At 70.0% G+C, this 13,738-nt stretch carries 14 protein-coding genes; 9 read left to right on the plus strand and 5 right to left on the minus strand.

Translation table 11 applies throughout. The annotated features are described in order from the left end of the window. The 6 genes from I71_RS33485 to I71_RS33510 form a co-directional block, all read left to right on the plus strand. The coding region (locus tag I71_RS33485) for an ABC transporter substrate-binding protein (protein WP_083897524.1) at nt 1-770 on the plus strand (770 nt) is incomplete at its 5' end. 44 nt (nt 771-814) lie between these two features. Beyond that, a complete protein-coding gene (gene pxpB, locus I71_RS33490) occupies nt 815-1,582 on the plus strand; it encodes a 5-oxoprolinase subunit PxpB (RefSeq protein ID WP_042704475.1) in 768 nt (255 codons plus the stop codon). Beyond that, the gene (locus I71_RS33495) at nt 1,579-2,601 is read left to right on the plus strand and encodes a biotin-dependent carboxyltransferase family protein (RefSeq protein WP_042704477.1); all 1,023 of its coding nucleotides are present in this window, start codon (nt 1,579-1,581) and stop codon (nt 2,599-2,601) included. The genes pxpB and I71_RS33495 overlap by 4 nt, the downstream gene beginning before the upstream one ends. A 44-nt stretch (nt 2,602-2,645) precedes the next feature. Continuing rightward, entirely contained in the window at nt 2,646-4,220 is a 1,575-nt protein-coding gene (locus I71_RS33500; RefSeq protein ID WP_042704479.1) for a methyl-accepting chemotaxis protein, read from the plus strand. A gap of 43 nt (nt 4,221-4,263) precedes the next feature. Beyond that, the gene (locus tag I71_RS33505; RefSeq protein WP_042704481.1) at nt 4,264-5,031 is read left to right on the plus strand and encodes a LamB/YcsF family protein; all 768 of its coding nucleotides are present in this window, start codon (nt 4,264-4,266) and stop codon (nt 5,029-5,031) included. Between the two features lie 236 nt (nt 5,032-5,267). Beyond that, nucleotides 5,268-5,996 carry a porin gene (locus I71_RS33510; RefSeq protein ID WP_083897525.1) on the plus strand — a complete coding sequence of 243 codons (729 nt, stop codon included), beginning with the start codon at nt 5,268-5,270 and terminating at the stop codon, nt 5,994-5,996. Between the two features lie 4 nt (nt 5,997-6,000). On the opposite strand, the gene I71_RS33515 is transcribed toward I71_RS33510, so the two are convergent. Continuing rightward, nucleotides 6,001-7,113, minus strand: a complete 1,113-nt coding sequence (locus tag I71_RS33515) for a cysteine desulfurase family protein (RefSeq protein WP_042704485.1) — start codon at nt 7,111-7,113, stop codon at nt 6,001-6,003. A gap of 108 nt (nt 7,114-7,221) precedes the next feature. Then, nucleotides 7,222-7,707, minus strand: coding sequence for a hypothetical protein (locus tag I71_RS33520; RefSeq protein ID WP_042704487.1), 486 nt, complete (start codon nt 7,705-7,707; stop codon nt 7,222-7,224). Between the two features lie 102 nt (nt 7,708-7,809). Here I71_RS33520 and I71_RS33525 point away from each other — a divergent pair, with 102 nt between their 5' ends. After that, complete coding sequence (locus I71_RS33525; protein ID WP_042704489.1) at nt 7,810-8,412, plus strand: TetR/AcrR family transcriptional regulator; 603 nt, start codon at nt 7,810-7,812, stop codon at nt 8,410-8,412. Between the two features lie 90 nt (nt 8,413-8,502). Here the strand turns inward: I71_RS33525 and I71_RS33530 are convergent, their stop codons facing one another. From I71_RS33530 to I71_RS40390, 3 genes are all read right to left on the minus strand, one after another. Further along, a complete protein-coding gene (locus I71_RS33530) occupies nt 8,503-9,867 on the minus strand; it encodes a PQQ-dependent sugar dehydrogenase (RefSeq protein WP_083897526.1) in 1,365 nt (454 codons plus the stop codon). 102 nt (nt 9,868-9,969) lie between these two features. Continuing rightward, complete coding sequence (locus tag I71_RS40385; protein ID WP_244434209.1) at nt 9,970-11,214, minus strand: hypothetical protein; 1,245 nt, start codon at nt 11,212-11,214, stop codon at nt 9,970-9,972. Then, a complete protein-coding gene (locus I71_RS40390) occupies nt 11,157-12,134 on the minus strand; it encodes a tetratricopeptide repeat protein (RefSeq protein WP_244434210.1) in 978 nt (325 codons plus the stop codon). The genes I71_RS40385 and I71_RS40390 overlap by 58 nt, the downstream gene beginning before the upstream one ends. Before the next feature lie 162 nt (nt 12,135-12,296). Here I71_RS40390 and lptF point away from each other — a divergent pair, with 162 nt between their 5' ends. Continuing rightward, the gene (lptF, locus tag I71_RS33540; RefSeq protein ID WP_042704491.1) at nt 12,297-13,451 is read left to right on the plus strand and encodes an LPS export ABC transporter permease LptF; all 1,155 of its coding nucleotides are present in this window, start codon (nt 12,297-12,299) and stop codon (nt 13,449-13,451) included. Continuing rightward, a partial coding sequence (locus I71_RS33545; protein WP_042704493.1) for a glycosyl transferase occupies nt 13,448-13,738 on the plus strand: 291 nt, incomplete at its 3' end. The genes lptF and I71_RS33545, both read left to right, overlap by 4 nt.

Below are 13,738 nucleotides of genomic sequence, written 5' to 3' on the forward strand. Positions count from 1 at the left end.
TCATTCTCGTCCGCCTGCTCTCCACCGCCGTCCCGGCCGCCGCCCTGGCCACTGGCCTGCTGACCGCCGCCGCCCCGGCCTCGGCCGACCAGCTGCATATGGTGGCGCTCAGCTTCCCGCCGCTGATCTATGACGAGGGCGGGAAGCCGGCCGGCATCGCCTACGACATCGTGACCGAGGCGATGAAGGCCGCCGGCCATAGCGTGACGGTGGAGATCATGCCCTGGGCCCGCGCGCTCGACACCGTGCGCGAGGGCGGGGCGGATGCCATCTTCACCGCCTACAAGACGCCGGAACGCGAGCAGTTCCTGAACTACTCCGCCCAGGTGCTGGTGCCGCAGGTGGTGTCGCTGTTCGTGGCGAAGGACAGTCCGGTCGGCTTCGACGGCGATCTGTCCAAGCTCGCCGACCGCAAGTTCGGCGTGGTCAACCAGATCAGCTACGGCTCCATCGTCGACGATGCGATCAAGACCGGCGTGCTGCCGTCGGTGGAGAAATCCAACGACAGCGACAGCAACGTGAAGAAGCTGCTCTCCGGCCGGTTCGACGTGATGCCCAGCAACCGCTATGTCGCGCAGTATTTCCTGAAGCAGGCCGGCGCGCTCGACAAGGTGAAGGAACTGACCCCCGCGGTGCAGGACATCCCGAGCTACATCGCCTTCACCAGGGCGCGCGACACCGGCAAGCTGCGCGACGAGTTCGACGCCGGGGTCGCGGCGATGAAGGCCAGCGGCGCCTATCAGCAGATCCTGGACAAATACGCCCGCTGATTGGCGGGCACCTTTCCCCTTCGACCAGCTTTCGAGAAGCCGCCATGAGCGTGACCACCCCGTTGCCGGCGCCCGTTCTGCGGGCAGCCGGGGACAGTGCCCTGATCGTCGAGTTGGGCGACGGCATCGCCCCGGATCTGAACGCCGCTGTCCATCGGCTCGACCGCCGCATCGCCGAGGCTCGGCTGCCGGGAATCGTCGAGACGGTGCCGACCTACCGCTCGATCCTGGTTCAGTTCGATCCGGCGGTGACGGCGGCTGAGCCGCTGGGGCAATCCCTGCTGGGGCTGGCATCGGAGCTGACGCAGGCGGCGGCGGAACCGCAGCTGCGCTGGATCGTCCCGGTCTGTTTCGGTGGCGCCCACGGCGAGGATCTGGACGAGGTGGCCCGCCGTTCGGGATTGAGCATGGAGGAGGTGGTGCGGCTGCACTGCACCGCCGATTACCGCGTCTATATGCTGGGCTTCTCCCCCGGCTTCGCCTATCTCGGCGGCTTGCCGGAGGTGCTGCACCAGCCCCGGCGCGAGAACCCGCGCCTGGTCACTCCGGCGGGCAGCGTCATGCAGGGGGGCGCACAGGCGGCGATCTCCCCCATCGCCATGCCCAGCGGCTGGCATCTGCTGGGCCGCACCCCGGCCCGCACCTTCGACCTCAAGAGGGAACCGCCCTTCCTGCTCGCCCCCGGCGACCGCATCCGCTTCACCGCGATCAGCGCCGCCGAATATGACCGGCTGGAGGGGATGAGCGGTTACCTGCCCGACTGCGAGACGGTCACCCCGTCTGTCGCCCTGATGCAGGGAGCCGCGGCATGACCACCCATCTGCGCGTTGCCGCAGCCGGTCCCAGCTCCACCATACAGGACCGGGGACGGGTCGGTTATCAGCGTTACGGCGTCTCGGTCGCCGGGGCGGCCGACCCGCTGCTGCATGCCGTTGCCAACGCCCTGGTCGGCAACCGTCCGGGGGAAGGGGCGGTGGAGTTCACCCTGGCCGGAGACAGCGTGACGGTCGAGGGCGGGCCGGTGCGCATCGCCGTTGCCGCCGATGCCGAGCTGACGGTGGATGGCGAAGCGGTGCCAGGCTGGACCAGCCTGCGCCTGACCGATGGGCAGACCCTGCGCATCGGGAGCTTGCGCAGCGGCATGCGCGGCTATTGGGCGGTGGAGGGCGGCTTCGCCCTTCAACCGGTGCTGGGCAGCGTCGCCACCCACATACGTAGCCGTATGGGCGGGCTGGACGGCGGCGCGCTGAAGGCGGGTGATCGGTTGCCGCTTTCCCACGACCGGGCGGCGGATCGCGGGGAGCACTGTCTCGACCCGTCCCTGCTGCCGGCGCGTGGCGACCGGCTGCGCGTCATGCTGGGGCCGCAGCAGGATTATTTCACCTCCGCCGGGATCGAGGCCTTCCTGGAGGAGGGCTACACCGTCAGCCACGAGGCCGACCGCATGGGCTGCCGGCTGGACGGCCCGGTCATCGAGCATTCCCGCGGCTTCAACATCACGTCGGACGGCATCCCGCTGGGGGCCGTGCAGGTTCCCGGCACCGGGCGGCCCATCGTGCTGCTGGCCGACCGCCAGACCACTGGCGGCTATCCCAAGATCGCCTGCGTCGTCGGGCCGGACGTCGCGGCGCTGGCGCAGATGCGGCCCGGACAGCGGCTGCGCTTCAGCGCCGTCGATGCGGCGGAGGCCGGCCGCATCCAGGCCCGCCATCGCGAGCTGGTGGACGGCCTGCCGGCGCTGCTGCAATCGACCGGCGGCTTCGCGCTTTACGACAGCGGCCGGCTGCTCGGCTTCAACCTGATCGGCGGCGCGGTCACCGGCTGGGACTGATCTCTCCTATCCAACGCCCCAACACCCACAATGGAGTGGACCTGATGCTGCAGCGTGTGGGCCGTACCCTTGCCATGCGTGTCGTCGTTCCCATCGCCCTGATGGTCACAGTCATCAGCGCGACCGGCATAGCCGCCGTCGTCACCGTCAACCGCGAGGATGCCCGCACCGCGTTGGAGGACCGGGCCGCCGTCACCGTCCGGGTCATCGCCGGCGGGCTGGCGGAGCCGCTGTGGAACGTCGATGCCGAATCCGCCGCGGCGCAGCTCGCCGCGCTGACCAACGATCCCGACTATCTCGGCAGCCGGGTGCTCGACCCCAAGGGGCAGGTCTTCGCCAAAAGCGGCGACGTGTCGGACGCCGACCCGTCGGTGCTGGTCCGCCGTGCCGACATCCAGCGCAAGGCAGGTACCCGCCTGGACACGCTCGGCACGGTGGAGATCCACCTCTCACCCCGACGCGCCGAACGGCAGGCGGCGGAGCGGGCATGGCTGCTGGCCGGCGGCGGGCTGACGGCGCTGGTGGCGCTGTGCAGCGTGCTGTTCGTCATGGTGCGCGGAGCCACCCGGCCCATCGTCCGCCTGACCGGGGTAATGACGCGGCTGGCGGCGGGTGACGGGACAGTCGATGTGCCCTCGCTCGACCGTCTCGACGAGATCGGCCGGATGGCCGAAGCCGTTCAGGTCTTCAAGGAACAGGGGGCCGCCAAGCAGCGGTTGGAGGCCGAGCAGGTAGAGTTGCGCCGGCAGGTCGAGGCCGAGCGGCATGCGGCGGTGGCCGCGGTGGCCGACGATTTCGAGCGCCGCGTCGGCAGCGCACTCGGCGATGTGCTGCGCACCGCCGACGGCATGGGCGCGGCGACGCGCAGCCTTGCCGGCGTCGCCGATCACAACGGGCAGGTCAGCCGGCAGGCCGCCGGCAACGCGGCGACGGTCAACGCCTCGGTCGACGGCATGGCCGCCGCGGTGGACGAGCTGGTGGCGTCGATCCGCGAGATCTCGGCCCAGGCGCAACAGTCGCAATCCATCGCCGACGAGGCGTCGCGCCGTGCGTCGCTTGCCACCGAACAGGTCGCGGGGCTGGTCCAAGCCTCCGACCGGGTCTCGGCGGTGGTGACGCTGATCCATGCGATCGCCAAGCAGACCAACCTGCTGGCGCTCAACGCCACCATCGAGGCCGCCCGTGCCGGTGAGGCCGGCAAGGGCTTCGCCGTCGTCGCCGGCGAGGTCAAGGCGCTGGCGACCCAGACCGCCAAGGCGACCGAGGACATCGAGACGCAGATCCGGGCCATCCAGAGTTCCACCGGCTCCGCCGCCGACGAGATCGTCGAGATCGCCCGCGTGGTCGGAACCCTCAGCCAGATCAGCGCCTCCATCGCCGCGGCGGTCGAGGAGCAGAATGCCGCGACGGCGGAGATCGGCCGCGGCGTCAGCGAGGCCGCCCAGGGCGTCCGCGCCCTGCTGGGCGACGTGACTGCCACCTCCGAGGTGGCCGGGCAGGCCGGCGACGCCTCCAGCCAGTTGGACAGCGCCGCCGGCCTGCTGGCACAGCAGATGGGAGCGATGCGCAGCGAGGTTGCCGGCTTCCTCCGTTCCCTGCGACAGTCGGAGGCGGCGTGAGAACGCCGAACTGCTTTTCCGTGACTGACCTGAGAGAGACGCCATGCCGACCATCGATCTGAACTGCGACATGGGCGAGGGGTACGGCGCCTGGAGCATGGGCGACGACCGGGCGATGCTGGACATCGTCACCTCCGCCAACATCGCCTGCGGCTTCCATGCCGGCGATCCCACCATCATGGCCGACACCGCCCGGCTGGCCGGGGAAAAAGGCGTGTGCATCGGCGCCCATCCGGGCTTCGAGGACCGCTCCGGTTTCGGCCGCCGGGTGATCCGCGGCATCAGCGTGACGGAGGTCGAGCGGCTGGTCGCCTATCAGGTCGGGGCGCTGCAGGCCTGTGCCGCCCTGTCGGGCCAGCGGGTGACCCATGTGAAGCCGCACGGCGCCCTCTACAACATGGCGGCGGTGGAGCCGGATCTGGCCGGCGCCATCGCCCGCGCCGTCAAGGCGGTCGATTCCGCCCTGCTGTTCGTCGTCCCGCCGCTGAGCGCCATGGAGCGCGCCGGGCAGGATGTCGGCCTGCGCGTGGCGCGCGAGGCCTTCGCCGACCGCACCTATGAGGATGACGGCACCCTGACGCCGCGCAGCATGGCCGGATCGGTGATCCACGATCCGGATCTGGCGGCGGCCCGGGTGGTGCGCATGGTGCTGGACGGGGCGGTCGAAAGCCGCCACGGCACCCGTCTGCCCATCGTGGCGGACACCATCTGCGTCCATGGCGACACGCCGACGGCGGTGGCGATGGCGGCGACCGTCCGCCGGGCGCTGGAGGCGGCGGGGGTGGCGGTTCGGGCGGTGGGACGCGATTGATCCCAGGCCGGACTTTGCCGTCGCCCTGACACTCGCCCATTGCGAGAGTGAACTCGCCTTTTTGCATCGCAACATGCAAAAAGCGGGTCACAGTTTTGTCAGAATTTTAGACGAACATCTTTCAAACCGGAAAGGATATACGAGGGCCGTCTCGACCAAACGGATAGTCGATCCCGGCCAAACAGCACAGGTCTTGCCCAATGAAACAACGAATTTCAATGCCTGTTCTGGCAGCAATGGCGATTTCATGGGCAAGCGCCGCGTCTGCCGATGTCCTATACCAAAAGGGTGGTTTTGCCGATCAGAGGCATTTCTTGGCTATCGATGTCTCGTGGGGAGAGCTGGAGATCGGGCAGGCCGACAGTGCCCGCAACCGGCTGGTGGGGGCTGCCGCCTTGCCGCCCTCCGCCGGGGCGGGAAGCCGCACGGCGAAGCTGACCTACTACACGCCGCCCTTGCGTGGCTTCGAGCTGGGCGCCAGCTACACGCCGATGCCGCGCGGCGTGGGCGACATGCCCGACCCGCGCGAGGCGATGCATCTGGTGGAGGCGGCGGTGCGCAAGACCATCCTGATGGGCGGCCTTACCACCCGCTTTTCCGCTGGAACTGGCCGGGCGCGGGTGCGCAGCGACAGCCGTCGCCTGCCGCGGCAATCCTGGATCGTCGGCACCCAGTTCGCATGGCGGAGCGTGACGCTCGACGGCGACCTGCGCCAGCAGCAGGAGGCCGACGGCGTGTCGGTCCGCAGCCTGAATGCGGCGCTGGCCTATGGCCGCGGCGACATGACCTTGTCCTTCCGGGCGCGGCGGACATTGCCGGAAACCGGAGCGGCCAGCGGCCATTACCTCGCCGATCTCGCCTATCACGTCACGCCGCGCTGGCAGGTGATGGCCGACACTGACATCGATACCGGCACCGATTCCCTGGGCACGGTGGTCAAGGTCGGCGCCCGGCTGCTGTTCTGAGCGCTCAGCCAGCCAACAAGGCTGTCAGCCGGTCGGCCGCCTCGTCCACCTCCGCCTCCGTAGTGCCTCGGCCCAGGCCGAAGCGCAGGCTGGCATGGGCGTCCGCCGGTGACAGGCCGAGCGCCAGCAGGACATGCGACGGCTCGCCGGCCCCGCTGTGGCAGGCGGAACCGGTGGCAATCGCAAGCTCCGGCAGATCCAGCAACCGGTCGGCGGCGTCGATGCCGGGAATGGTGACGTTCAGGCAGCCGGCCAGACCGTCCTCGGCACCATTGCGGCGGATGCCGGGCAACCGGTCCCGCAGGCGCTGCCACAGCCGGTCGCGCAAACCGCCGATCCGGCGGGCATCCTCCTCGCGGCGTTCGCGCGCCAGCCGGCAGGCGGCGCCCAGCCCGACGCAGAGCGGCGTCGGCAGCGTTCCCGCCCGCAAGCCCCTCTGCTGCCCGCCGCCGGCCGAGACCGGCACCGGCCGGAGGGGAGCGCGGACGACCAGGGCGCCGATGCCCATCGGTCCATAGAGCTTGTGACCCGACAGGCTGAGACCCTGCAGGCCGAGCGCCGCCATGTCGATGGCGCGCGTGCTCAGGAGCTGCACCGCATCCGTGTGCAGGATCGCGCCGTGGCCGGCGGCGACCGTTGCCAGTTCGGCCAGCGGCTGCACGGTTCCGACCTCGTTGTTGGCGGCCATCACCGACACCAGGGACGGCTGCGGCAGGTCGGCCAGTGCGCTGTCCAGTGCGGCGGGATCGACCCGGCCGCTGCCGTCCACCGGCAGGATCGTCACCGGGTGGCCGCGTCGCCGCAGCTCCGGCAGGCAGGCGAGCACGCTGGCATGCTCCACCGCCGGGACGATGCAGCCGCCGCCCGCCGGCACGCCGCCCAGCAGGGCCAGGGTGTTGGCCTCGGTGGCGCCGGAGGTGAAGACCACCTCGCCCGACCGGGCGCCAACCAGGGTGGCGATCTCGCCCCTCGCCTGCGCGATGGCATCGGCCGCGCGCCAGCCGGCCGGATGGGCGGCATGCGGGTTGCCGGCTGCGTCCGGACACATCCAGGGCAGCATCGCCTCCAGCACCAGCGGGTCGAGCGGTGTCGAGGCCAAATGGTCGAGGTAGATCATGGCGCAGTATCGCGCCATCCGCTCCGGAAGGGGAGGGGAAGCTGCGCTCTCTCCGTCATTCCAAGCGGCGTCATCCCCAGCGGCCCCATTCGAAATGCGGGCGCTGCCTCAGGCGGGAGACGCCGGGGCCGCGAACGCGTTCAGCATCGCGCGCCAGTTGTCGGCCGTCATCGACGCCCTGTACTCGTTCTGCATCTCGGGCGTCATGACTTCCACCATCTGGCGCCCCTCGATCCAGACCTCGACGACGCCGAACATGCCGCCGCGATTGCGGTACTTGGCCGGCCAACCCTCCCGCGCCGCGATCTCCAGCACGGCCTCCAGTGAAAGCGACGTGCCGATCGCCGCGTGGGTGGCGGTGAAATTCACCTGTCCGGTCGCCTCTCCGTACGCGTCGGCATCTCCGGCGGCTTCGCGCAGCACGGTGTCGATCGGATAGACCTCCATCGCGGTGCGGCGGTCGTCGCCGGCAAGCACGATCCATCCGTTGTCCGAGACCGGTGGGAAGAACAGAGCCTCGCCACCCCAGAGCTCGGCGATGACCCCGGCGACATGCTGCGGGTCGTGAGCGGCGATTGAAATATGAAACAGCATGGATGCCCCCCTTTTTTTCTGCGATGGCTTGACTTACAAAGTGGCACGGATTGTGTCAATATAAATTTGGCACAGGCTGTGCCATTTTTAGAGAGCCTTCCCATGACCGCAGAACTCCAGCCCACCCCCACCCTTCGGGAACAGAAGAAAAACGATGCCCAGAAGAGGATCGCCGACGCGGTGATTCAGATGATGGCGGACGGGCGCACGGACATAAGCCACGATGTCGTCGCGGAAGTGACCGGCATCAGCCGCCGCACAGTCTACCGGCACTTCCCGGATCGTGAGGCCCTGTTCTCGGGCGCCAGCACACGGGTGCGCGAACTTGCAGGCAATCGCGTGGCTTTCCCGTCGAGCGAGAAGGACCTGCTCGACACGGCCGCGATCTACGAGGGGTTCGACCGGATCGCGCCGATCGTGACCCTGGTGCGGTCCACCCCGCAGGGACGTGCCATGCGCAAATCGCAGAAGCTTGAGCGGCAGGAAAGCTACCGGGCGGCCACGGCCGACGCAGTGAAGGATTTGCCCGAACCCGACCGCACCTTGGCCACGGCGATGCTTCAGGTCCTGCACACCACGCCCTGGCTTGAGATGCGCGACCACTGGGATTTGGACGGCGATCAGATCGCGCGCGCGACCTCCTGGGCGATCAGGACGCTGCTCAACGATCTTCGCACACGGAAAGGCAGGCCGCTCGACCAGTGAGGCGCCGGCTTCCCGTCGTCGCAGGAACGGCGGATCTCCTTGCGGAGGATCGCATCGGCCGGATGCAATCCTCCCCCCGCCGCCGGACCGTCACTGCGCCGGCTGGTCCGGCCGTTCCGCCGACTGGGCGGCGGTGCTGCCGCTGACGCGCCAGATGGCGTTGCCGACATCGTCGGCGACCAGCAGAGCGCCCTTGCCGTCCAGGATCACCCCGACCGGGCGGCCCTGGGCCTTGCCGTCCTTGTCGAGGAAGCCGGTCAGCACGTCGACCGGCTCGCCCGCCGGCTTGCCGTTGCGGAAGGGCACGAAGATCACCTTGTAGCCGCTGGCCGGGTTGCGGTTCCACGAGCCGTGCTGGCCGATGAAGGCACCCTCCTGGAGGGATTGCGGCAGGTCGCCCTGGTGCGAGAAGGTGAAGCCGAGCGAGGCGGTGTGCGGACCCAGCGCATAGTCGGGCGGAATCGCCTTGGCGACGAGGTCGGGGCGCTGCGGTTCCACCCGCTGGTCGACATGCTGGCCGTAATAGCTGTAGGGCCAGCCATAGAAGCCACCGTCCTTCACCGAGGTCATGTAGTCGGGCACGAGGTCGCTGCCGATCTCGTCACGCTCGTTGACGGCGGTCCACAGGGCGCCGGTGGTGGGTTCCCAATCCATGCCGTTCGGGTTGCGCAGGCCCGACGCGAAGATGCGGTGGGCGCCGGTCTTCAGGTCGATTTCCCAGATGGCGGCGCGGCCCTGTTCCGCCTCCATGCCGTTTTCGCCGACATTGCTGTTGGAGCCGACGGTGGCATAGAGCTTGGTGCCGTCGCGGCTGGCGACGATGTTCTTGGTCCAATGGTGGTTGATCGGCCCGCCCGGCAGATCGATGACCTTCACCGGCTTGGCGGCGATGCGGGTGTCGCCTTGCTTGTAGGACACCTTCACCACCGCATCGGTGTCGGCGATGTAGAGATCGCCACCGACCAGCGCCATGCCGAAGGGAGAGTTCAGCCCCTCCAGGAAGGGCTCGCGGACATCGGCCTTGCCGTCGCCGTCGCTGTCGCGCAGCAGGGTGATGCGGTTGGCGCTGGGCGTCTTGGCGCCGGCCTTGCCCATCACCAGACCCATGATCCAGCCCTTGATCCCCTTGCCGTCCTCCGGCTTGGGCGGGGCGTTGGTCTCCGCCACCAGGATGTCGCCGTTCGGCAGGGCCAGCATCCAGCGCGGATGGTCCAGGCCGGTGGCGAATGCGGTGACGCTCAGCCCCTGGGCGGCGGTTGGTTGCGCGCCCTGCGGCCAGCCGATGGCGTCGGCGATGTTGACCGTCGGGATCAGCGAGGATTTCGGCGCCGGCAGGGTCGGGTTGGGGCCGGTGCCGGCCGACACCGGCAGCGACGCCTGATCGCCGCAGCCGGCGAGCGACAGGACGGCGACCGTCGTCGAAAGCATGAGGGCGAGCCGTGTGGTGCTGTGCATGCGCCGGAATCCCGCGTCAGTGGGCGTGGAGGGAGTACCCACGCTCAACGCCGTCGCCTTCGGGTTGGTTCCGCGGCAACCTTCAAAGGGGCAGAGGGGGAGTCAGTGCGGAACGGCCAGGGTCCGCAGTTCCGCCGCCAGGGCGGCGGCCAGTTTCTCGCCGTCGCACAGCGGTCCGGCGGCCATGCGGGCGCGCAAGGTCCGGCGCAGCTCCGCCAGCCGCTGCGGGTCGGCGGCCCAACCGACGGCGCGCTCGACATAATCGGCCGGATCGGCGGCGATGCAGCCTTCCACCCCCGCCACCGTCAGGAAAGTCAGCGAATGGCGGCTGGAGAAGGTCTCTCCCGGCAGGGTGACGACCGGCACCCCCATCCACAGCGTCTCCAACGTCGTCGTGCTGCCCGAGAAGGGGAAGGGGTCGAGCGCCACATCGACCGAGGCGCACCAGCGCATATGATCCTGACTGCTGGTGGCGCCGACCATGGTCACGCGGTCCGGTGCGATGCCGGCGGCGGCCAGCCGGCCGCGCCAGAGGGCGGCGGTGACCGGGCAGGACAGCGCCTTGGTCTTCATCAGCAGGCGTGACCCCGGCACGCGGCCCAGGATCGCCGCCCAGGCCGCCAGCACCCCGTCATTCAGCTTGGTCAGGATGTTGAAGCTGCCGAAGGTCGCCGGCCTGCCCGACAGCGAGGGCGGCGGCGTCAGCGGCAGTTCATCATCTTCACCGGGCGGGTCGTAGGCGATGAAGGCGTCGGGCATGCGCAGGACCCGCTCGCTGTAGAAGGCTTCCGCCCCGTCCGGCACATGGTGGCGGTCGGCGACCAGCGCATCCATGGCGGCCAGCCCGGTGGTCGCCATATAGCCGGACCACGCCACCTGGACCGGTGCCGGCTTGCGCGCGAAGACGCCGGGTCGGCCGCGGGCGTTGTGGCCGGCGAGGTCGATCAGCACGTCCGGCCGGTCATGGCGTATCCGCGCGGCAACCTCCGCATCCGTCAGGCCGGCGACCGGCGTCCAGTGCGCCGCCGCCTTGCGGAAGCGGTCGGTCACGTCGTCCGCTTCCGTCTGGTTGGCGTAGAGCAGCAGGCGGATGTCCTGTCCCGGCAGCGCCTCCACCGTGCGGACGGCGAACAGGCCGGCGGGATGGCGGCGGAAATCGCCGGACAGGATCCCGACGGTCAGCGGTCCCTTGCGGGTGACGGTCTTGCCCGGCTTCACCCAGCGCCCGCGGTGCGGCGTGCCATGGACGCGGTCCCAGTCGCGATGCGCCTCCAGCACCGCCGCCGCCGTCACATCCGGCTGGAACAGCAACAGATAGGCGAGGTTGGAGCGCACGTCGGCCAGCATCGGGTCGAGAGCCAGCGCCCGCCGGTTCCCGCTTCCGCCGCGTCGAGCAGCCCCTGGCCCTGGCGCACCAGGGCGAGATTGGCATGCGCCTCAGCCAGGGCCGGAGTCCAGGCCAGGGCGGCGCGGTAGGCGTCGGCCGCGGCGCCCAGCCGGTCGGCGCGCTGGCGCACCTCCCCCAGCCGCAGCAGGCAGTCGGCCAGATCCGGCCGGGCGGTCACGGCATGGCGGGCCGCCCGCTCCGCGCCGTCGCGGTCGCCCAGCGCCAGCCGGGCCGCCGCGAGGTTGGACAGGGCCGGGGCATGGTCGGGCCGCAGCGCCAGCGCGCGGACCAGATCCGCGGCGGCGTCCCGCGGGCGGTCCAGCGCCAGCAGCAGGGCGCCGCGGTTGGCATGCGCCTCGACGAAGGTCGGATCGTCGGCCAGGGCGGCGCGATAGGCGTCGTCGGCCTCCGCCCTCCGGCCGAGTGCCGTCAGCACATTGCCCAAATTGAAGCGGGCGCGGGCATAGCCGGGGCGCCGTGCCGCCGCCTGGCGGAATGCGGTCGCCGCCTCCTCCAGCCGGCCGAGCGCCTCCTGGGCGTTGCCCAGATTGTAGAGCGCCTGGGCGAAATCGGGCCGCAGGCGTATCGCCTGCCGGTGGGAGGCGACGGCCTCCTCCAGCCTTCCCAGCGACTTCAGCGCGCTGCCCAGATTGTCGTGATAGTCGGCGACCCGGTGGTTGTGCTGGATGGCGCCGCGGATCAGGCTGACGGCACGTTCCGGCTGGCCGGACTGCAGATGGACCACCCCCAGCAGATGGGCGGCGTCGGCATGGCCCGGCAGGGCATCCAGCACGGCATGGTAGAGGGCCGCCGCCTCGCCGAGCCGGCCGGCCTGATGATGCGCCACCGCGGCAGCCATCGCTTCCTGGATCGTCGCCATGACGACCGTCATACCGGTTGGCGGGGACCGGCGCCAGCGCTTTCCCTGCCGGATGGGCCACCCGTGTCGGAGCCCCTTGCCGATGCTGCCGGTTTTCAACACTTGACCCGGCGGGCCGGGGCGGTCAGCTTGCCGGCCGTATACAGCCCCGGCCGATCCCCCATGAACCGACTGCAACGGTACCTGTTCCGCAATCTGCTGATCGCCACGCTCTATTCGACGGCCGGCCTGACGCTGACCATCTGGCTCAGCCAGTCGCTGCGCCTGATCGAGATCGTGGTCAGCGCCGGCGCGCCGATGGGCATGTTCCTGTGGCTGCTGCTGCTGACCGTGCCGACCTTCCTCGGCATCGTGCTGCCGCTGGCACTGGTCGGGGCCATCCTGTTCACCTACAACAAGATGGCGACCGACAGCGAGCTGGTGGTGATGCGGGCGGCCGGCGTCGGTCCCTTCTCGTTGTCGAAGCCGGCACTGCTGCTGGCGGTGGGGGTGATGGCGGTCGTCTTCGTCCTGAATGTCTGGATCACCCCGGCCGCCCACCGCGAGCTGGTGCGGATGGAATACACGGTGCGCAGCGACTATTCGCAGCTGTTCCTGCGCGAAGGCGTGTTCAACGAGGTCGGCGACCGCTTCAGCGTCTTCCTGCGCGACCGCGACTCCGACGGCAACCTGCACAAGGTGCTGATCCATGACGGCCGGCAGCCGGACAAGCCGGTGACGATCATGGGCGACCGCGCCGTGATGCAGACCGGGACGGACGGCACGCGCTTCGTCGTCTATGACGGCAACCGGCAGGAGCTGGACCGCAAGACCAACCGGCTGTCGCAGCTGTTCTTCGAGCGCTATGCCGTGGATCTGAAGGCGGTGGCGCCCCAGGCGGCGGACCGCTGGCCCGATGCCCGCGAACGCACGACGGCGGAGCTGATGGGCGGCAATGTCCCGGCCCAGGACGACCGCATGCGCCGCGGCCTGATCGCCGAACTGCACCATCGCTTCTCCTCGCCGCTGCTGGCACTGACCTATGCGCTGGTGGCGCTGTCGGCGCTGCTGTCGGGCGAGTTCAACCGGCGCGGCCAGTCCTCCCGCGTCACCATCGCCGTGCTGCTGGTGATGGGGTTGCAGGCGGGTGCGCTGGGGCTGACCAGCCTCGCCGGCAAGGCGACCATGTTCGTGCCGCTGATGTACGCCATGCCGCTGGTGATGCTGCTGCCGGCGCTGTGGGTGATGTCGCGCGGCCTCAGCCTGCGGCCGGGGCGCCGGCAGGCCGGCCCGGACGCCGGCCCGGCTCATGACGTGGCAGCCGGGCCGGCGTCATGAGCCGTATCCTCTTCATCACCTCCAACCGGCTGGGCGATGCCGTTCTGTCGACCGGGCTGCTCGGCCACCTGACGGAGGCCTGTCCGGGGGCGCGGCTGACCATCGCCTGCGGACCGCTGCCGGCGCCGCTGTTCCGCGCCGTGCCGGGGCTGGAGCGGCTGATCCCGCTTGGCCAGCGCTCCTATGCCCGGCACTGGCTGCGGCTGTTGCTGGAGTGCGTCCGCCCGCGCTGGGATCTGGGGGTCGATCTGCGCAACTCGGCGGTCCGGGCGGTTGTGCCGGCCCCG

It is taken from the genome of Azospirillum sp. B506 (genome assembly GCF_000333595.1).
Taxonomy (GTDB): domain Bacteria; phylum Pseudomonadota; class Alphaproteobacteria; order Azospirillales; family Azospirillaceae; genus Azospirillum.